We start from the raw sequence: 18,726 nt of genomic DNA, 5'->3' as shown, positions 1-18,726 counted from the left end.
TCCTTTTGCAATGTGCGGTGAATCGGAGAGGGAGTGCCCCACGCGTGGGCGGAGAAAATCAGGCGGGCACGACGATCGTGTCCTGCGGGTCGAGCGTCACGCTCATCTGTGCGCCCGGCTCGGGAATGCGGCGGCGCGCGTCGTGGCCACCGGGTTGCCGAAGACTGATGGCGGTGCCGTCGGCGAGCGCGGCGAACACGCGCAGACTTTCGCCCTGATACAGCACCTCGGTGACGCGGCACGACAGACGGTTCACGCCGTTATTGCCGCCGTTGCCGTCACCGCCGCCGTCGATCACGAGCTTTTCGGTCTGTACCGCGAGCAGCAGTTTGTTGCCATGCGGCAGCGGATGCGCGGTGCGCAGCACGGTATCGCCGAGACGCACGGCGTCGTCGCCGGCGCGCGTCACGTCGAGCAGCGTCGCCTCGCCGATGAAGCTCGCCACGAACGCATCGCACGGGCGGTCGTAGAGCCGCTCGGGCGTGTCGATCTGCACCAGCCGGCCGTTCTTCAGCACGGCCACGCGGTCGCTCATGGTGAGCGCCTCGCGCTGATCGTGCGTCACGTAGACGATCGTCGCGCCGAGCTTGCGATGCAGCCGCCGCAGTTCGATCTGCATGGTTTCGCGCAGTTGCTTGTCGAGCGCGGACAGCGGTTCGTCCATCAGGATCAGTTGCGGCTCGAACACCATCGCGCGGGCGAGCGCCACGCGCTGCCGCTGACCGCCGGAAAGCTGGGAGATGCCGCGGCTCTCGTAGCCGGAGAGCTCGACCATCGCGAGCGCGTCGGCGACTTTCTTCGCCCACGTGCCTTTCGGCTGACGGCGCGCGCGCAACGGAAACGCGACGTTCTCGCCGACGCTCATATGCGGAAACAGCGCGTAGTTCTGAAACACAATGCCGATGTCGCGTTTATGCGGCGGCGCAAATGTAATGTCGCGTTCGCCGACCCAGACCGCGCCGGAACTCGGCTGCACGAAGCCGCCGAGAATGCCGAGCAGGGTGGTCTTGCCCGAGCCTGAAGGGCCGAGCAGCGAGACGAATTCGCCGGGGGCGATGTCGAGTGAAACGTCGTCGAGGGCCACCACCTGGCCATAACGTTTCGCTGCCGATCGGATCGAAACACCTGTTTTCGCTCGTGCGTCCATTGCGTCCTGTCTCGCTGTAGAAGCCTGCGTTAGGGAAAATATAGGCTTCGCCCTTTTTGACGGCAATTCCCAAATTGTTGGAGAAGGCATAACATCAGGTCATGCCCAATCTCCGCAAAAAACTGCCGAGCGCCAATGCGCTGTTCGTGTTCGAAGCTGCCGCGCGCTGCGGCAACTTCACGCGCGCGGCGCAGGAGTTATATGTGAGCCAGCCCGCGGTGAGCCGCATGCTGGCGCGCATGGAAGACCATCTCGGCGTGCGCCTGTTCGAGCGCGTGCGCGGCGGTATTGAGCTGACCGAGAACGGCAAGATTCTTTATCGGAAAATTTCCGAGGGCTTCAATGGCATTGAAGGCGCGATCCGCGAGATCGAGGCGCGCGCCACCGGCGTGGAGTCGGTCACGCTGTCGGTGTCCACGGCTTTCACCACGCACTGGCTGATGCCGCGCATGAACCGGCTGAATCAGGCGTTTCCAAATGTCGACTTGCGGTTCCAGTTGATCTCGGGGCGCATCGGCGGCCCGCTCGTCGATGTGGATCTCGGCATGCGCTTTCGGCGCGAAGACGAGATGGGCGAGAACAGCGTGCTGGTCATGCCGGAGACGTTGCTGCCGGTGTGCAACCGGCGCTATGACGAGATCGCGGCCACCGAGGCGGGGCGCACGCATGGCGACACGGTGATCGTCATGGACGACGGCGAACGCGGCTGGCATGAACGCTTTGAAGCGTTCGCGGCACACGGGCGTCACGCCGCGAGCATGTTGAGCTTCAACGACTACGCGATCGTTGTGCAAGCCGCCCTGCTTGGCCAGGGCGTCGCGCTCGGCTGGCTGAACGTGGTGTCGCACTGGCTGCTGGAAGGCGCGCTCCAGCCGGCCGAACAGGAACTGATCGTCACGAACCGGCGCTGCTGTCTGGTGTGGCCGGAGAGCCGCCCGCTGCGGCCGGCCGCGGCCGACGTGCGCGACTGGATCATCGAGGAAACGCGCGCGGACGTGCGCGCGGTCGATCGGGCCTATCCAAAGCTGGGGCTGAAACGTTCGCTGGCGGATGCGGGATTGACGATCGGGTAGGGCGCCAGCACTCATCGACCTTTCTGGCGCAGTGCAATACTGCCGCCGTCGCTTCAAGGCTGGTCCCCGGCGTCATTATTCGGTCACGAACCTCACGCAGTATTACCGACGGCCTTCAATCGGCCGACGGGCCGCAGGCCGGCCCGCCTTCACGTCTTTCGCACATCCACGCGGACAAAAGCGCCCACGCACGACGCCGCGCGCCCGATCCGTCGACAAACAGACATTCCAATCAAGGAGACACCGTGTCTCGTTCAAGAATCTTTGCTCTGACAGCGATCGCTTCTTCGCTTTTCTTCGCAACGGCCGCGCATGCCGGCATCGATCTCATCGCGGTCGGTCAACTGAGCGGTCTCACCGGTGACTTATCGAAGGAGACCGCGGCGCCGCTGGAGAATGGCGTGGCGGGCAATCTGCTCGGCGGTCTGGGTTCGGGCATGGCTTACGCGGGATGCCATACGTTCGTCGCCGTGCCGGACCGCGGCCCGAATGCCGTGTCGTACAACCCGGCGATCGACGACACCGCTTCGTATATCAACCGTTTTCAGACTTTGCGCCTGCGCCTGAAACCCGGCGCGGCCGGCGCCTCGCTTCCGTACACGATGACGCCGACCCTGCTCGCCACGACGCTGCTCCACACCAACGACAAGCTCGTCTACGGCACGGGCGCTGCCGCCGGCGTGCCCAACGGCGCGCCGGCGCTCAACCGCCGCAATCACACCAACTACTTCACCGGCCGCTCGGACAACTTCGATCCGACACGCCTGTCGACGGACGACCGCGACGCGCGCTTCGATCCCGAAAGCGTGCGCGTGAGCAACGACGGCGAGAGCGTTTTCATCTCGGACGAGTACGGCCCTTATGTGTATCGTTTCGATCGCCGCAGTGGCCGCCGGATCGACACGTACAAGCTGCCGGACGCGTTCGCGGTTGCCACGCTGAGCCCGATCGGCAACGACGAAATCTCGGAGAACACCTCGGGCCGCGTCGCCAACAAGGGCATGGAAGGCCTCGCGATCTCGCCGGACGGCAAGACGCTGTTCGGCGCGATGCAGAGCCCGCTGATCCAGGATGGCGGCACGAAAGGCGCGTACACGCGTATCGTCAGGATCGACGTGCGCACCGGCAGAACGGTCCAGTTCGCCTATCCGCTGACGAACATCGGCACGGCGGCCAAGCCCAAATATCCGACCATTAGCGACGTGGTGGCTGTCAACGATCACGAATTGCTAATGGATGAGCGGGATGGCCAGGGGCTGGGCGATAACTCGACGGCCGTGTTCAAGAAGGTATTCCATATCGACCTGAACGGCGCTCAGGACGTGAGCAACGCGAGCGGCGAGTCCGGCCTCGCGCCGTATGCGGTGCAGAAGACGCTATTTCTGGATGTGGTTGCCACGCTCACCGCCCACGGCTACAACGCGAACGATATTCCGGCGAAGCTGGAAAGTCTGGCATTCGGTCCCGATGTCGTGGTCGGCGGTGTGAAGAAGCACACGCTGTTCATCGCCAACGACAACGACTTCTTGGGCACGATCACCGATACCAACCACCCGGCCGGCATCGCGAACCCGAATCAGTTTTTCGCCTTTGCTTGGGACGCGAGCGACTTGCCGGATTACGTGGCGCAAAAACTGCCCGGCGTGGACGACGATCATCACGGCGATCACCGCCGCGACCACGGCGAGTCTGACCGTGTATGCGGCCCCGATCGCGACGACGATCATTGAACCGCTGACGCACGCCTCGTAGTTCCCCACGCGCGTTAAAGCAACAGAAAAGGGCGGCGCAGGTTCATGCCTGCGCCGCTCATCAAGCTAGGCGTCGGCGCCTTGCGCCACGATCAGATCGAGCGAGCCCGCCAGAATCGATCTGGCTGTTTCAGGGTCGTCGACGGCACGCGCCAGCGTCACTGCGCCGACGATCGTCGCGACAATGCCGAGCGCCAGGGTTTCGCTGTCGCCGGCCAACGTCTGCGCGATGCGCGACGCCAGCTTGTGCACGTATTGCGTCAAACTCTCGCGAACCGCCGGCGCCGCGTGCCGCGCTTCGCCGGCAAGCGAGCACAACGCGCAACCGTTGCCCGGATCCTTGATGTGTTTCTCGCTGAGAAACATTTCGGCGATCACGCGCAACGGTTCTTTCTTCGCCGACCCACTCGCATTTGCCGCCGCAACAGTGGTGGCGATCCGTTTCTCGCTCAGCGCGACGGCATACTCCAACGCCTCGACGATCAACGCGTCACGCGACTCGAAGTGACCGTAGAACGCGCCATGCGTGAGACCGGCGCGCCGCATGCAGTCCGCCACGCCGAGCGCCTCGATGCCGTCTTCCCGAATCTGCCGCGCCGCTGTTTCCAGCACGCGTTGACGGCTTTCTGCCTTCTGCGCCTGCGAGTAGCCCATTTCCGTCACCCCTCTTGACAATCTGCATGATGAGCATAATACTGAAAATGTGCATGATGATCAACATGCAGAATGTTGGATGACGGCATCGTTCGCCGATGTCCGTATGCGGCGGCGCTGTTTGGCCGCTTAACCGTTACAGGCGTCGCACGACCGTGACTCGCGGCGCGTTCGCGGCGCAATAAGGAGAGAGATGATGCGTTTCTCAGGAAAGACAGCGTTGATTACCGGTGGGAATAGCGGGATTGGTTTCGTCACGGCGAAGCTGCTGATTGCCGAAGGCGCAAAGGTGGTGATCACCGGCCGCGACGGTGCGAAGCTGGATCAGGCCGTGTCGGAACTCGGCGAAAACGCACTGGGCGTGCGGGCCAATCTGGACAACGAAGCGGACATCGACACGTTGTTCGAACAGATCAAGAGCAAATTCGGCTCGCTGGACATTGTGTTCGCGAATGCCGGCATCTCCGGTCCGACGCCGCTCGGCGGCACGACGGCCGCGGCGTTCGAGGCCATTCTGCGCACTAATCTGACGGCCGTCTTTCTGACGGTGCAAGCCGCATTGCCGCTGATGAGCGCGGGTGGCGCGGTCGTATTGAACGGCTCGGTGATGCGTGAACTCGGCTCGCCTGGGTCGTCGGCGTATTCGGCCACCAAGGCCGGTATCACGGGTATGGCGAAGGTCTTCGCGTCGGAGTTGGTGCAGCGTGGAATTCGCGTGAATACGGTGATCCCCGGCGGCACGCGCACGCCGATCTGGACGCGTGGCGCGCGCGAGGGCGCGACACTCGACGCAACCGAACAGGCGCTCGCGCCGCGTGTGCCGATGGCACGCCTCGCCGCGCCGGAAGAAGTCGCGGCGGCAGTGCTGTTCCTGGCTTCCAGCGACGCATCGGGAATGACGGGCGCGGAAATCGTCGTGGATGGCGGCACGATCGGGGCACCGTGGGGCGCGCCGATTTTCCGTCAAGCCTGAGCGGCGTCAAAGGCGGGAAGCCGCGTCGCTCGATGTACAAGCGGCGCGGCGAGCAAGCTCAATACGCTCCGCTCACCAGATTCATCGGCGTATCGTTGACGAAATTTTCGATGTTATCCATCAACTGATTCGCCAGACTCTGCTGCGCTTCGTCCGACGCCCACGCCACATGCGGCGTCAGAATCACATTGGGCCGGCCGGCGGCGCGCAACAGCGGATTGTCGTCGGCGGGCGGCTCGCTCGCGGTCACGTCGAAACCCGCGCCGCTGATCAGCCCTTCGTCGAGCGCCTGGACTAGCGCGGCTTCATCCACGAGTCCGCCGCGCGCCGTGTTGACGATCAACGGCCGGCGCTTCATCGCGCGAAACTCAGGCATGGCGAGCATATTGCGCGTTTGCGGCGTGAGCGGACTGTGCACGGTGATGATGTCGCTCGTCGCGAGCACTTCGTCCCACGGCGTGTATAGCGGGCCGAGACCTTCGCGTCCTTTGTGCGCGGCGAACATCGGCTGCATGCCGAAGGCTTTGCCGAGCTCCGCCACACGCTGCCCCAGCACCCCTTCGCCGATGATGCCGAGCCGCGTGCCGGCCAGATCGTGAATCGGGTGTGTGAAGAAACAGAACTGCCCGGATTTCTGCCACTCGCCGGCGAGCACGTCGTCGCGGTAAGCGACCAGATTGCGCCGCAGCGCGAGGATCAGCGCGAAGGTATGCTCGGGCACGGTGTTGATCGCGTAGCCGCGAATATTGCTCACGGCGATGCCGAGCCGCTGAGCCGCCGCCTTGTCGACGCAATCCGTGCCGGTCGCGGCCACCGCGACGAGCTTCAACTGCGGCAACTGCTCCAGCACTTTGGCGGTCAGCGCCACCTTGTTGGTAATCGCAATCGACGCGCCGGCCAGACGCTCGATCACTTGCTCCGGCGTAGTGCGGTCGTGCTCGATCAACTGATGCTCGAAGCGCAGTTCACGCAACACGATCTGCGGCGCGAGGGTCGAGCGGTCCAGAAAAACGATCTTATGCATGGTCATGTCCCCGATGATTTACAGATGCCGTTTCGCTTCAGCGACGATATGCTGCGCGGTGATGCCGAAGTGCTCGTACAGCGTCTCCGCCGAAGCCGACGCGCCGTATCCCGTCATGCCGACGAAGCCGCCGCGCTCGCCGAGATAGCGATCCCAGCCGAAGCGCAACGCCGCTTCCACGCCGATTCGCACGGTGCCCGCACCAAGCACGGCTGTGCGATAGGCGTCATCCTGCTCGTCGAAAATCTTCCAGCACGGCATGGACACCACGGCCGTCGCGATGCCTTCATCCTGCAACCGGCGGCGCGCCTCTACGGCCAACGCGACTTCGGAACCGGTCGCCAATAGCGTCACGACACGCGCGCCGCCCTCGGCCTCTTCGAGTACGTAAGCGCCGCGTTGCGACAATGGCTCGGCGCTATATTCACGGCGCACCAACGGCAGCGCCTGGCGGGCAAACACCAGCGTGCTCGGCCCGCGCCGATGTTCGAGCGCGAGCGCCCAGCACTCGGCGGCTTCGACGGCATCGGCGGGGCGCAGCACGCGCATGTTCGGCATCGCGCGCAGCGAGGCGAGAATTTCGACGGGTTGATGCGTCGGCCCATTTTTGCCGACGCCGATCGAATCGTGACTGAACACGTAGTGCACCGGCAGGCCCATCAGCGCGGCCATGCGCATGGCCGGACGCTGATAGTCGGAGAACGCGAGGTACGTGACGCTGGTCGCGATCACGCCGCCATGCGCAGCCATGCCGTTGGCCATCGAGCCCATCACGTGTTCGCGCACGCCGCAGTGGACATAGGCGCCGCTGCGGTCCTGAGCGGTGAAAGCATGCAACTGACGCTTGTGGCCGGTGGGCGCTTCGAGATCGGCGCAGCCCACCATGCGTTCCGGCAACAGCGGCGCAAGCAGATCGCTGATCTCGCCCGACACGATGATGCCGGGCTGCGGCTCGTCGCGCTCCACCGCGCGTTTGCGGTAGTCGTCCAGCACGTCGCGCCAGCCGTGCGGCAGGCGGCCTGACTGGACGCGTTCGAACTCGTCCCGCTGAGCGGCGGGCAACGCGGCGAGACGTTCGTGCCACGCGTAGTACTGCGGGTCGCTACGCCGTCCTGCCGCGCGCCATTCTCCGAGAATCTCCGCGGGTATCTCGAATGGAGCGTGCGGCCAGCCGAGTGCGTCGCGAGCCGCGTCGGCGTCCGTTTGGAACAGCTTGCCGCTGTGGCCGCCGCGCTGTCCTTGCAGACGCGCGATGCCGCGGCCGATCACGGTCTTGCACGCGATCATCGAAGGCCGCGGGTCCGTGCGGGCGATCGTCAGTGCGGCCGATACCGCTTCGAGATCGTGCCCGTCGACTTCGATGACATGCCAGCCGGCGACGCGAAAGCGCGCGCAGACGTCCTCGCTGATCGAGAGGGAAGTGCTGCCGTCGTCGGTAATCTGGTTGTCGTCCCAGCAGAGAATCAGCTTGCCGAGTTGCAGATGGCCTGCCAGCGAAATCATCTCCTGGCCGATGCCTTCCTGCAAACAACCGTCGCCGACGAACGCATACGTATAGTGGTCGACGAGCTCGCTGCCGAATTTCGCCGCGAGATACGCTTCGGCTATCGCCATGCCGAGCGCGTTGGCGATGCCCTGGCCGAGCGGGCCGGTGGTGGCCTCGATACCGTGCGCCGGTTCGTACTCGGGATGCCCCGCGCAATGCGAGCCTAGCTCGCGAAAGCTCTTGATCTGTTCCAGCCCGATCGCGTCATATCCGGTGAGATACAACAGCGAGTACAGCAGCAGCGAGCCGTGACCATTGGACAGCACGAAGCGGTCGCGGTCGGGCCAGGTCGGATCGGCTGGATTGAATTTCAGGTGGCGCGTGAACAGCGCGGTCGCGATTTCCGCCATGCCGAGCGGCACGCCCTGATGGCCTTCGCCGGCGCGCAGAATCGCATCGATGGAAAGGAAGCGGATTGCGTCGGCCAAAGGCAAGTGCGCGGTTTGCGCAACCTGGACCTGCGGCGTGATCGAAGCAGGCGAAGCATTCAATGCGGCAGACGGGGCTTCGGTGGTGGACATGGCAAAAGGCTCCTCTACGCCGCTGCTTTACGGGCAGCGGCGGCAGTCAGACAAATTGAATCAATCGAATGGCGTGGCCCAAAGCAGCGGGCGGAAGAACATCGCGCGAGGCATGACGGCGCTGGCCTCGCGCTTCAAGGGATCAAAGGCTCAATGCAGGAAGCCCGTCGAAATCCACGGCACCGCAGCCACGATGATCAACCCGGCCATCAACGCGGCGATGTAGCCGAGGATCGGCTTCATGCCTTCGTCCGGATGGATGCGGCTCACCGCGCAAGCGGAGTAGTAGCCCACGCCGAACGGCGGCGCGAACAGGCCCACGCCCATCGAGAGGATCACGACCATAGCGTAATGCACGTCGTGGATATGCATGGCCCGCGCAATCGGAAACATCAGCGGGCCGAACAGCACGATGGCCGGAATGCCTTCGAGTACGCTGCCGAGAATCACGAACATGAAGATCGACGCCGCCATGAACATCGCCGCGCCGCCCGGCAAAGCGCCCAAGGTCTGCGCGAGTTGACCCGAGAAGCCGGATTGCGTCAGCGCCCACGCCATCGCGGTGGCCGCGCCGATGATCAGCAGAATCGCGCCGGACAGCGTGGCGGTATCGATCAGCATTGGCTTGAGCCGTTTCCATTCGAAGCGGCGATAGATCAGCAAGCCGGCCAGCACCGCGTAGGCGATGCCGATGGTCGAGACTTCGGTCGCCGTCGCGATGCCTTCGACCACCGCCGCGCGAATCACGAACGGCAGCGCGAGCGCCGGAAACGCGATCACCAGCTTGCGCAGAATTTCGCTGCGCGTCGCGCGCTTGACGCTCGACATGTCTTCGCGCCGATAGCGCCATTGCACGACGATGCATAGCGTGATCGCCAGTACGATGCCCGGCAGCATGCCGCCGGTGAAGAGCGCGGAGATCGACACGCCGGTCACCGAGCCGAGCGTGATCAGCACGAGGCTCGGCGGAATCGTCTCGGTCTGCGCGCCGGTCGCGGCGAGCAGCGCGACCAGGTCGCCGGGTTTCGCGCCGCGCGCTTTCATCTCCGGAAACAGCACGGGTGCGACCGCGGCCATGTCGGCGGCTTTCGATCCCGAGATACCGGAGACGAGATACATCGCGCCGACCAGCACGTACGAAAGACCGCCGCGCACGTGACCCAGCAGGCTCGCGAGAAACGCGATCATCGCCGCGGCCATGCCGGTCATCTCGATCAACTGGCCGAGGAACACGAAGAGCGGCACGGACAGCAGGATCAGATGCGACATGCCTTCGTCCATCCGGCCGATAACCACCGGCATCGGCGTGTTCGTGGTCAGCGCGAGATAACCGAAGGTCGCGAGGCCGAACGAGAACGCGATGGGCACGCCGCTCAGCACGCCGAGCGCCACGAGGCCAACGAAGAAGATCAGCAGGTTGATATTGCCGAGGTCGCGCAACAGCGGCCCCAGCGCGATGAAGATGCCGACCAGCGCGCCGACCGTCGCGACAGCGCCGAGCACGAGGCGCCAGTTGCCCATGCGCACAAGGCGCACTACGGCGACCAGCAGCATCAGCGCGGAACCGATCGGCAACGCGGCGGCGCGCCACGAATTCGACAGTTCGAGCGCGGGCGTGGTGATGAACGACTCGTCCTGCGCGAAGCTGATGGCCGGCCCGATCACCATCGCGAGAAACGCGATCGGCGCGGCGATCGCCACGACGTCGAGAAACGCGCGCACGCCGGGTGGCGCCATGCCGACCAGCGCGGTCATCCGCATATGCTCGCCGCGCCGCAAGGCGATCACGGCGCCGAGCATGGCGAGCCAGAGGAACAGCATGGAGGCCAGCTCGTCGGACCAGACGAGCGGCGCGTGCAGGATATAGCGGCTCGTCACGCCGGCCAGCAGCACGACGATTTCCGCGAGCACGAGCAAGGCAGCGGGAATCTCCACCAGATGCCCGAGCGCTGAATCGAGCGCACAGGCGAAGCGGTGCTGCCGCTCATGTGAATAAGAGATCGAGATCATCGCATCACCCCAGTTTTCCGACGGACTTCTCCAGCAGACCCCAGGCTTCGTCGCCGTATTTGCTCTTCCAGTCGTGGTAGAAGCTCGTCTTCGCCAGTGCGGCGCGGAATGACTCACGATCCACGTCGATGAAGGTAATGCCCTTGGTTTTCAGATCGTCGCGCAGGGAACTGCTCAGTTTCGCGATGTCCGCGCGCTGCAGCATCGCGGCCTTTTCGAATTCGCGCGTGACGATGGTGCGCATGTCCGCCGGCAGCCGTTCCCACGCGGCGCGGTTGCCGAGAATCCAGTAACCGTCCCACACGTGCGAAGTGAGGCTGATGTACTTCTGCACTTCATAGAGCTTGGCCGTGGCGATGATTGGCAGCGGATTTTCCTGGCCTTCCACCACGCCGGTCTGCAAGGCGGAATACAGTTCGTTGAAGTTGATCGGCGCGGGGCCCGCGTCGAGTGCCTTGAACAGCGAAGTCAGCATTGGCGCTTGCGGCACGCGGATCTTGAAGCCCTTCAGATCGGCCGGCGCACGCAGCGCGCGCGTGGACGAGCTGATCTGCCGGAAGCCGTTGTCCCACACCTTGCTGACCGACACGATGCCGGATTTGGCGATCTGCCCGCGAATGTAATTGCCGAGGTCGCCGTCCATGGCTTTCCACACGGCGTCGTAGTCCTTGAACGCGAAGCCGGTGTTGACGATGCCCGCGGCCGGCGTGAGCGTCGCGAGAATCGACGAGGCCTGATTGAAGAACTCCACGCCGCCGTTGCGCACCTGCGAGAGCAGGTCGGTGTCGGAGCCGAGCTGGTTCTGCGGAAACAGCTTGATGTCGAGGCGGCCGTTGGTCGCTTCGCGAATGTGATTGATCGCCTCTTGCGCGCGGATATTGACCGGATGCGTCGGGTCCTGGCCGGTGGCGAGCTTGTACGAGAACTCGGGCGCCGCCATGGCGCGCCGCGAGACGCTCCATAACGGCACGGCTGCGGACAGGGTCGCACCGGCCTTCAGAAAGCTGCGGCGGCTGATGCCCTGCGGGGCGTTCGAACGGGTAGTCATGGTGTCTTCCTCCAATATGGCGTGTCTTTATGTTTTTCTACAGTCTCTAACGCGGCGGCTGCACGTGTCGCGCACCGCGCCCGTTTGTTCTCTACTACGAGGTTTCCATCGCCGCCGGCCTCCCGCCGTGCAGCCCGTCCTGCTGGACGAATCGGCCTTGAATCAGCCGTGAATCAGCATGCCGCCGTTCACGTCGATCACCGCGCCGGTGATATACGAGGACAGGTCCGACGCGAGGAACAGAAAAGCGCCGGCCACATCGTCGGGCACGCCCAGGCGATTCAGCGGAATGCCCGAAAGAATCTCGACGCGCTTGTCGTCGCTGATCTTGCCGGCGTTGATGTCGGTCTGAATCAGGCCCGGCGTCACGCAGTTCACGCGAATGCCGTCGTTGCCGAGTTCGCGCGCCATTGCTTTGGCGAGACCGAGCACGCCGGCTTTGGCCGCCGAATAATGCGGGCCGCCGAGAATGCCGCCGCCGCGCTGCGCCGACACCGACGACATGCAGCCGATCGACCCGCTCTTCTGCTTCTTCATTTGCGGCACGACCGCTTGCGACAGATACAGCACGCCGCGCAGATTGACGTCGAGAATGCGGTCCCAGCTTTCCGGGTCGATGTCGAGGAATTTGGCCGCCTGGGTGATGCCGGCGTTATTGATCAGGATATCGATCGAACCAAAATCGGCGACGGTGCGCTCGACTGCGGCCTGGCATGCGCCGCGGTCGGTGACATTGCACACATAGCCGCGATGCTCAGGCCCGATCGAAGCGGCGGCTTCTATCGCGGCCTTTTCGTCGAGATCGAAAATAGCGATGCGCGCGCCCTGAGCGGCGAATTTGCGCGCGGTCGCCATGCCGATGCCGCGCGGCGACGCGCCGCCGGAAATGACGGCGACCTTGCCGTCGAGAAGACGTGACTCTGACATGATGCGGATCTCCTGAATGTGATGCTTATGGTTTGCTACTGTCTTTGCTCTTGGTGACTACGCTTGTTTGTACTAGTGAAATCGACGTCTAACGCAGCCAGCCTTTGATGGTGTCGCACATCGCCTCGGTCGAAATGCCGTAGCGGTCGTGCAGCGTCGGCAGCGCGCCGGCGTCGAGAAAGGCGTCCGGCAGGCCGATCTGACGGAAGGGCGGCGTGACGCCGTTGGTCAGCAGCACGGTGGCCACGGCCTCGCCGAGGCCGCCGATCACCGTATGGTTCTCCGCGACGATCACGAGGCGCCCCTGCCGGCGCGCTTCGCGCAGCAGCGTGACGGCGTCGAGCGGCTTGATGGTCGGCACATGCAGCACGCCCACGTCGACGCGGTCGGCGGCAAGCGCCTTGGCTGTTTCGAGCGCGCGCATCGTCATGATCCCGGACGAGATGATCAGCACTTCGGCGCCGTCGCGCAGCAGCTTGGCTTTGCCGAGTTCGAACTGATAGTCGTATTCGTCGAGCACGACCGGCACGTTGCCGCGCAAGAGCCGCGCATACACTGGGCCGCGATGGTCGGCAATCGCCGGCACCATCTGCTCGATTTCGAGTGCGTCGCACGGATCGATCACCGTGAGGTTCGGCATCGCGCGGAACAGGGCGAGGTCTTCGGCCGCCTGATGGCTCGGACCGTAGCCGGTCGTGAGGCCGGGCAGTGCGCAGACCAGCTTGACGTCGAGGTTGTCCTCGGCGATCGCCTGATGGATGAAGTCGTAGGCGCGGCGCGCGGCGAACACCGCATAGGTGGTGACGAACGGCTGCGCGCCTTCGTGCGCCATGCCGGCGGCTGCGCCCATCAGCAGCTGCTCGGCCATGCCCATCTGATAGAAGCGCTCGGGGTATTCCTTCGCGAACAGATGCAGGTCGGTGTATTTGCCGAGGTCGGCGGTCATGCCGACCACTTCGGGGCGGTTGCGCGCCAGTTCCACCAGCGCGTGGCCGAACGGAGCGGAGCGGGTGATCTGGCCTTCGCCGGCGATCGAGGCGATCATCGCCGAAGTCTTCAGACGCGGTTTCGGTGCGGCGGCGCTCATACGGTTCTCCCGGCATCGAGCGCTTGCAGCGCGAGTTGCCACTCGTGCGCATCGACGCGGATAAAGTGGTTTTTCTCGCGTGCTTCGAGGAACGGCACGCCGCAGCCCATACGCGTATCGCAAACGATGATCCGCGGCTGCGCTTCGGGATGCGCGCGCGCCGCATCGAACGCGGCGACCACCGCTGGGAGATCGTTGCCGTCCACGCGTTGCACGAACCAGCCGAACGCCTGCAGCTTCTCGACCAGCGGCTCGAACGCCATCACCGCAGAAGACGGCCCGTCGGCTTGCTGGTTGTTGACGTCGACCATCGCGATCAGGTTGTCGAGCTTCCAGTGCGCGGCGGACATGAGACCTTCCCACACCGCGCCTTCGTCGAGTTCGCCGTCCGAAAACAGCGTGTAGACAGTGGCGTCCGAACCCTTGCGCTTCAGGCCGAGGCAGCGGCCGACCGCGATCGTCAGCCCCTGGCCGAGCGAGCCGCCGGACATCTCCATGCCGGGCGTGTAGCTCGCCATGCCGGACATGGGCAGGCGGCTGTCGTCGCTGCCGTAGGTCTCCAGTTCTTCGTCGGCGATGATGCGGGCTTCGATCAGTGCCGCGTACAACGCGATCGCGTAATGGCCGTTGGAGAGCAGGAAGCGGTCGCGGCCTTCCCAGTCGGGATCGTCGGCGCGATAACGCATGGCGCGGAAGTAGGCGACCGCCAGCACGTCGGCGATGTCGAGCGCCTGACCGATATAGCCTTGCCCTTGCACCTCGCCCATGCGCAGCGCGTTACGGCGGATCTGGTACGCGTGCTCCGCGAGTTCGGCATACGGTGCGGGTTCTCCTGGATTCATTGTCTCGTCTCCTGTTTTGCGTGGGCCGCATTGACGCCGCAGCCAGTGATGACAAGCGTAATCTCGCGCCTGGCATCGCTCAAACGAATTAAGATGGCTGATAGATGAATTGAATTCACGTGGATGCTGCCATGCACAATCGCGTCACCCTCAAGTCGATACAAGCCTTCGAAGCCGCCGCCCGGCTTTCCTCGTTCGCGCTCGCAGCAGAAGAACTGTTCGTGACGCCCTCGGCGGTCAGCCATCAAATCAAGCTGCTCGAAGAGCAATTGAGCATTCGTCTGTTCCATCGCCTGCATCGAACGGTGCTGTTGACGGACTCGGGTCGGCAATACGCAGAAGAAATCAGCTCGGCGTTCGCGCGTATCGACGCGGCCACGCGCGAGATCGGCCGCGTGGCGAAGAGCGACATCCTTACGATTCATTGCACGCCGAGTTTCGCGACCCAATGGCTGATGCCGCGCATCGCACGCTTCAGCGCGGCGCATACCGATATCGACGTGCGTCTGAATGCGTCGTCGGAGGCGGCGGATCTGATTTCAGGAGCCGTCGATATCGACATTCGCTACGGTCCGCGCAAGCTGCAGCCGGCCGGCACCCTGGTGCTGGCGTTGCCTCCGGAGACGATCGTGCCGCTGTGCGCGCCGGCGTTGATGAGCGGCGACTATCCGCTGCGCAGCGTCGCGGACTTGCAGCACCATCCGCTGATTCATAGCGAGGGCTGTCTGGTCGGCTGGCGGGACTGGATGCGTTTGCATCGCAAGACGCGGATCGATATTGGACGCGGGCCGCGCTTCGATCGCTCGTTCATGGCGTTGAGCGCCGCGGTCGATGGGTTGGGAGTGTGTCTGGAGAGCCTGTTGCTCGCACAGCGCGAACTGGAAACCGGACGGCTCGTCGCGCCGTTCGGCGTGGACGGTCTAGACGTGCACGGCTACACGCTGAATCTGTTGAAGTCGCGTGCCGACTTGCCGAAGCTGCGCAGCTTTCAGGACTGGCTGTTTGCTGAACTGGAGCGGTGAGGCGCGCGCAGGCAGGCTTCGAACGGCAACGCGCGTCTGCGCCTAGCCCACGCGTTCGATGGAATCGTTAAACCGGTGCGCTTCCCGCTGCGGCATATTGAACACCGCTCGTTGGATTGCTGTGCCATGACGTGAGCGCAGCGTCCTGAGCGTCGCGAACAGGGACCGCACATCGGTAGCGCTGGACGACGCGTCGAAATACGGTGCGATCTGTTCCAGCACTTCGATCGCTTCGTCATTCCGGCCTTCGTCGCGCAGCAGCGCCGCCATGGCCAGCGACGCGCGCAGTTCCCACATCCTCGCGCCCTGCGCGCGGGACGATTCGAGCGCCGTCGCGAAACAGGTGGCCGCGTGCGCGAGCTTGCCGCCGAAATCTTTGCCGGCACCGGCTTGCACGCCGGCTTCAGCGTGCGCGGCGATTCCCAGCACGCGCCAGATTTCCGGAACAAACATCAACTCACCGTGATGTTGGCAAAACACCAAGGCGTCGTTCAGACGGCTGGTCGCTTCGCGCGTTCGCTCCACGCTCGCGAGCGCCTCGGCATGGACGACGACAAACAACGTGACGACACGCCGGAAGCCGCGCGCGATCAACGCATCGAGCGATGCGGCCAGGATCGGCAGCGCCCGCGCCGCCTGTCCATCGAGAATGTCGAGGTAGGCGCTCAGGCAGTCGCAATACTCCACCCAGACATCGAAGCGATGCAGCGCGGCCTGCGAACGCATGATCTCCAGGTACGCCGCGGCGCGGCTCAGATCGCCCGACAACAGCGCGAGCGGCGCGGCCACGGTGCCGAGCATGTGCGTGAGCGACGGCTCCATCGTTTCGGGCCGCACGAGATTCACGAGCGTATCGACCAGCGTCATGGCCTCGCAGGGCTTGCCCTGAAGCCAGGCGATCCGCGCGAGCGTCCCGTTGCAATAGACGAGCGGATCGACGGCGAACGTGCTGTCCCACTGCGACTTTCCCTCGAGCTGTGCAAAGCGTTCGCGCGCGCCCAGCAATTTCCGTTTGGCCTGCGCGTGCTGCCCGAGACAATGCAGCGATATAGCCACCGCCTGGTCGCCCAGAACGGCCTGCCATGCATTGCCTTCGTCTTCGGCGAGGCGCTGGAATTGCCGCGCGAACTTCATCGATTCGCGGATGTTGCTGCTGGAGAGCATCATGTTCCACAAGCCCCACAGCGCGCGCGCCTGAAACTCCTGGTCGCCGCTTGCGATCGCCAGCGCGAAGACATCGCGCCACAGTTCGGCCGACCGCGCCACGCACCCGCGAACGGACGGCAAGGCCGTCGCCAACGCCGCGCGCACGCGCATTTCGCAGGCGGCGTCCACCGTGGCGGCCGGGAGCTGGTCGAGTACGCCGACCGCGAGTTCGGCGCGCGCGCAAGCCTCCGCGATCATGCCGCCATCGAGCAGCGCACCGGCGAGGTTGGAGGCGAGATCGACGCCGAGGCGCACATCGCCTTCGGCGGAGAAGGCCCAGTCGAACGCGCTGCGCGCGTCGTCGAACGTGTGGTAGAGAGCCGTGGCGCATTCGGCGTCGCGGCGCACGGTCGGCGCCGTGCGCGTCTGGAAGCAGGTGGACAGATAGCGCGCATGGCGCGAAGCGAACGCCGAGTGCTCGCCCTCGGCCTGCAGTTTCTCCAGCGCATACGCCCGCGTCGATTCGGGCAGCCGGTACTTCGCGACCGGCCCGTCGAATTCGACATTGGCGAGCGACTTGGTCAGCAGTTCGCTGATCCCGCTGATTGCGTTCTCGATCGTCAAAGTGGAATCGCACACGACCGCGCACATGGCCTCGAACGTGAACACACCGCCGAACACTGCGATCCGTCTGAAGAGCGACTGCGCGCCCTGGTCGAGCAGCGCGAAGCTCCAGTCGAAGGTGGCGCGCAAGGTCTGATGGCGCGGCAGCGCGGTGCGATAGCCGCCCGCGAGAATCGCCATGCGATCGTCCAGCCGCCGATGCACGCCCTCCACGCCGAGCGCCGCGACGCGTGCCGCGGCCAGTTCGATCGCGAGCGGAATGCCGTCCAGCCGGCGGCATATTTCACCGACGAGCCGCAATTCGGCGCTCTCGGCTCCCACTTTGTACTGCAACGAGTTGGAGCGCAGCAGAAACAGATTCACGGCCGACTGCTGCAGGATCTCCGCATCGGTGGAATGCAAGTGCGGCACGTCGAGGGGATCCACGCGAAAGATAGCCTCGGGCATGATGCGCAGCGGCTCACGGCTCGTCACGAGCACACGCAGCGAATCGCTTTCCGCGATCAATGCCTCCACGATCTCGGCCACGCAACCGATCACATGCTCGGCGTTGTCGAGCACCAGCAGTCTGTGCCCGTGCGCGAGCGCCGCGGCGAGTTGCGTGACGGCGGGCGTCGCGCCTTCCGGGAGCAGTCCGCAACCTTCCGCGATGGCGCCGAGCACGCCGTCATGCGTGCTCAGTGTAGCCAGTTCGACGAAGCAGACCGGCTCGGCAAAATCCTCCGCGGCATGACGCGCCGCTTCGATCGCCAGACTGGTTTTGCCGATGCCGCCCGCGCCCACCAGCGTCAGCACGTGCGCGTCCCGCAGCATCGCGCGGATCTGTTCGACGGCCGCGTCGCGGCCCACGAGGCGGGTTTTCGGCGAAGGCAAAGGACGCCCGGCGCAAACCCGGCCGGCGGGCCGCACGGGGGCTGGCCGTTGCCGATGCACAAGCTGATAGCCGCGGCCAGGCACGGTGAGAATCAGATGCCGGTCCGCGCCGAGAATTTTGCGCAAGGCCGAGAGATGCACCTGGATGTTGTTCTCTTCCACCACGGTGTTCGGCCAGACCGCATTCATCAATTCGTCTTTCGTGACGAGACGGCCGGCGGCGGACACGATGACGGCGAGAATGTCGAAGGCGCGTGAGCCCAGATGCAGCGCTTCGCCGTCGCGCCGCACGGTGCGCATTTCCAGATCGATTTGAAAGCGGCCTAGTTCAATCATGTCGTTTTCAAGTCCCGGGACAATGAGCGTGATAGGGAGATGCGCCGCCCGGCTGCTGGTGAGCGCCTTGCATGTCCTCGCTGCGTCGACGCAGACTCGAACGGCCATCGTCGATGGGCTCG

14 protein-coding genes are annotated in these 18,726 nt (G+C 64.6%); 4 read left to right on the top strand and 10 right to left on the bottom strand.

Features of this window, described 5'->3' with window-relative positions; translation table 11 throughout:
• Positions 1-58: 58 nt before the first annotated feature.
• On the bottom strand, positions 59-1,147 hold the full coding sequence (locus tag B0G75_RS26435) for an ABC transporter ATP-binding protein (RefSeq protein ID WP_106312602.1): 1,089 nt from the start codon (positions 1,145-1,147) through the stop codon (positions 59-61).
• Positions 1,148-1,248: 101 nt separating this feature from the next.
• Here B0G75_RS26435 and B0G75_RS26430 point away from each other — a divergent pair, with 101 nt between their 5' ends.
• Complete coding sequence (locus B0G75_RS26430) at positions 1,249-2,220, top strand: LysR substrate-binding domain-containing protein (protein WP_106312599.1); 972 nt, start codon at positions 1,249-1,251, stop codon at positions 2,218-2,220.
• A gap of 245 nt (positions 2,221-2,465) precedes the next feature.
• On the top strand, positions 2,466-3,950 hold the full coding sequence (locus B0G75_RS26425; protein WP_106312596.1) for an esterase-like activity of phytase family protein: 1,485 nt from the start codon (positions 2,466-2,468) through the stop codon (positions 3,948-3,950).
• 87 nt (positions 3,951-4,037) lie between these two features.
• On the opposite strand, the gene B0G75_RS26420 is transcribed toward B0G75_RS26425, so the two are convergent.
• On the bottom strand, positions 4,038-4,625 hold the full coding sequence (locus B0G75_RS26420) for a TetR/AcrR family transcriptional regulator (RefSeq protein ID WP_106312593.1): 588 nt from the start codon (positions 4,623-4,625) through the stop codon (positions 4,038-4,040).
• A gap of 196 nt (positions 4,626-4,821) precedes the next feature.
• Here B0G75_RS26420 and B0G75_RS26415 point away from each other — a divergent pair, with 196 nt between their 5' ends.
• On the top strand, positions 4,822-5,598 hold the full coding sequence (locus B0G75_RS26415; RefSeq protein ID WP_106312590.1) for an SDR family NAD(P)-dependent oxidoreductase: 777 nt from the start codon (positions 4,822-4,824) through the stop codon (positions 5,596-5,598).
• A 58-nt stretch (positions 5,599-5,656) separates the two neighbouring features.
• Here B0G75_RS26415 and B0G75_RS26410 read toward each other — a convergent pair whose 3' ends face one another.
• The 7 genes from B0G75_RS26410 to B0G75_RS26380 form a co-directional block, all read right to left on the bottom strand.
• Complete coding sequence (locus B0G75_RS26410) at positions 5,657-6,622, bottom strand: D-2-hydroxyacid dehydrogenase (RefSeq protein ID WP_106313028.1); 966 nt, start codon at positions 6,620-6,622, stop codon at positions 5,657-5,659.
• An 18-nt stretch (positions 6,623-6,640) separates the two neighbouring features.
• Positions 6,641-8,689, bottom strand: coding sequence for a transketolase (gene tkt, locus B0G75_RS26405; RefSeq protein WP_258194696.1), 2,049 nt, complete (start codon positions 8,687-8,689; stop codon positions 6,641-6,643).
• Positions 8,690-8,839: 150 nt separating this feature from the next.
• Positions 8,840-10,699 (bottom strand): TRAP transporter large permease subunit, encoded by a 1,860-nt coding sequence (locus B0G75_RS26400; protein ID WP_106312587.1) that lies wholly within the window; start codon positions 10,697-10,699, stop codon positions 8,840-8,842.
• Between the two features lie 4 nt (positions 10,700-10,703).
• A complete protein-coding gene (locus B0G75_RS26395) occupies positions 10,704-11,747 on the bottom strand; it encodes a TRAP transporter substrate-binding protein (RefSeq protein ID WP_106312584.1) in 1,044 nt (347 codons plus the stop codon).
• A 162-nt stretch (positions 11,748-11,909) separates the two neighbouring features.
• Positions 11,910-12,674 (bottom strand): SDR family NAD(P)-dependent oxidoreductase, encoded by a 765-nt coding sequence (locus tag B0G75_RS26390; protein ID WP_106312581.1) that lies wholly within the window; start codon positions 12,672-12,674, stop codon positions 11,910-11,912.
• Between the two features lie 88 nt (positions 12,675-12,762).
• Positions 12,763-13,761 (bottom strand): transketolase family protein, encoded by a 999-nt coding sequence (locus B0G75_RS26385; RefSeq protein WP_106312578.1) that lies wholly within the window; start codon positions 13,759-13,761, stop codon positions 12,763-12,765.
• Positions 13,758-14,603: a transketolase gene (locus B0G75_RS26380; RefSeq protein WP_106312575.1), complete on the bottom strand. Its 846-nt coding sequence runs from the start codon at positions 14,601-14,603 to the stop codon at positions 13,758-13,760. Before B0G75_RS26380 ends, B0G75_RS26385 begins: the two co-directional genes overlap by 4 nt.
• A gap of 131 nt (positions 14,604-14,734) precedes the next feature.
• On the opposite strand from B0G75_RS26380, the gene gcvA reads away from it, so the two are divergent.
• Positions 14,735-15,625, top strand: coding sequence for a transcriptional regulator GcvA (gene gcvA / locus B0G75_RS26375; RefSeq protein WP_181309349.1), 891 nt, complete (start codon positions 14,735-14,737; stop codon positions 15,623-15,625).
• 42 nt (positions 15,626-15,667) lie between these two features.
• On the opposite strand, the gene B0G75_RS26370 is transcribed toward gcvA, so the two are convergent.
• Positions 15,668-18,604 carry a winged helix-turn-helix domain-containing protein gene (locus B0G75_RS26370; RefSeq protein WP_106312569.1) on the bottom strand — a complete coding sequence of 979 codons (2,937 nt, stop codon included), beginning with the start codon at positions 18,602-18,604 and terminating at the stop codon, positions 15,668-15,670.
• Between the last annotated feature and the right edge of the window lie 122 nt (positions 18,605-18,726).

The organism is Paraburkholderia sp. BL18I3N2 (assembly GCF_003001875.1).
Taxonomy (GTDB): Bacteria; Pseudomonadota; Gammaproteobacteria; order Burkholderiales; family Burkholderiaceae; genus Paraburkholderia; species Paraburkholderia phytofirmans.
This window is presented reverse-complemented; position numbering and strand designations above follow the sequence as displayed.

Bases quoted from the DNA above. Each gene is read 5' to 3' on its own strand.
- B0G75_RS26435 (WP_106312602.1), bottom strand. From the start codon at position 1,147: ATGGACGCACGAGCGAAAACAGGTGTTTCGATCCGATCGGCAGCGAAA.
- B0G75_RS26430 (WP_106312599.1), top strand. From the start codon at position 1,249: ATGCCCAATCTCCGCAAAAAACTGCCGAGCGCCAATGCGCTGTTCGTG.
- B0G75_RS26420 (WP_106312593.1), bottom strand. From the start codon at position 4,625: ATGGGCTACTCGCAGGCGCAGAAGGCAGAAAGCCGTCAACGCGTGCTG.
- B0G75_RS26415 (WP_106312590.1), top strand. From the start codon at position 4,822: ATGCGTTTCTCAGGAAAGACAGCGTTGATTACCGGTGGGAATAGCGGG.
- B0G75_RS26410 (WP_106313028.1), bottom strand. From the start codon at position 6,622: ATGCATAAGATCGTTTTTCTGGACCGCTCGACCCTCGCGCCGCAGATC.
- tkt (WP_258194696.1), bottom strand. From the start codon at position 8,689: ATGTCCACCACCGAAGCCCCGTCTGCCGCATTGAATGCTTCGCCTGCT.
- B0G75_RS26400 (WP_106312587.1), bottom strand. From the start codon at position 10,699: ATGATCTCGATCTCTTATTCACATGAGCGGCAGCACCGCTTCGCCTGT.
- B0G75_RS26395 (WP_106312584.1), bottom strand. From the start codon at position 11,747: ATGACTACCCGTTCGAACGCCCCGCAGGGCATCAGCCGCCGCAGCTTT.
- B0G75_RS26390 (WP_106312581.1), bottom strand. From the start codon at position 12,674: ATGTCAGAGTCACGTCTTCTCGACGGCAAGGTCGCCGTCATTTCCGGC.
- B0G75_RS26385 (WP_106312578.1), bottom strand. From the start codon at position 13,761: ATGAGCGCCGCCGCACCGAAACCGCGTCTGAAGACTTCGGCGATGATC.
- B0G75_RS26380 (WP_106312575.1), bottom strand. From the start codon at position 14,603: ATGAATCCAGGAGAACCCGCACCGTATGCCGAACTCGCGGAGCACGCG.
- gcvA (WP_181309349.1), top strand. From the start codon at position 14,735: ATGCACAATCGCGTCACCCTCAAGTCGATACAAGCCTTCGAAGCCGCC.
- B0G75_RS26370 (WP_106312569.1), bottom strand. From the start codon at position 18,604: ATGATTGAACTAGGCCGCTTTCAAATCGATCTGGAAATGCGCACCGTG.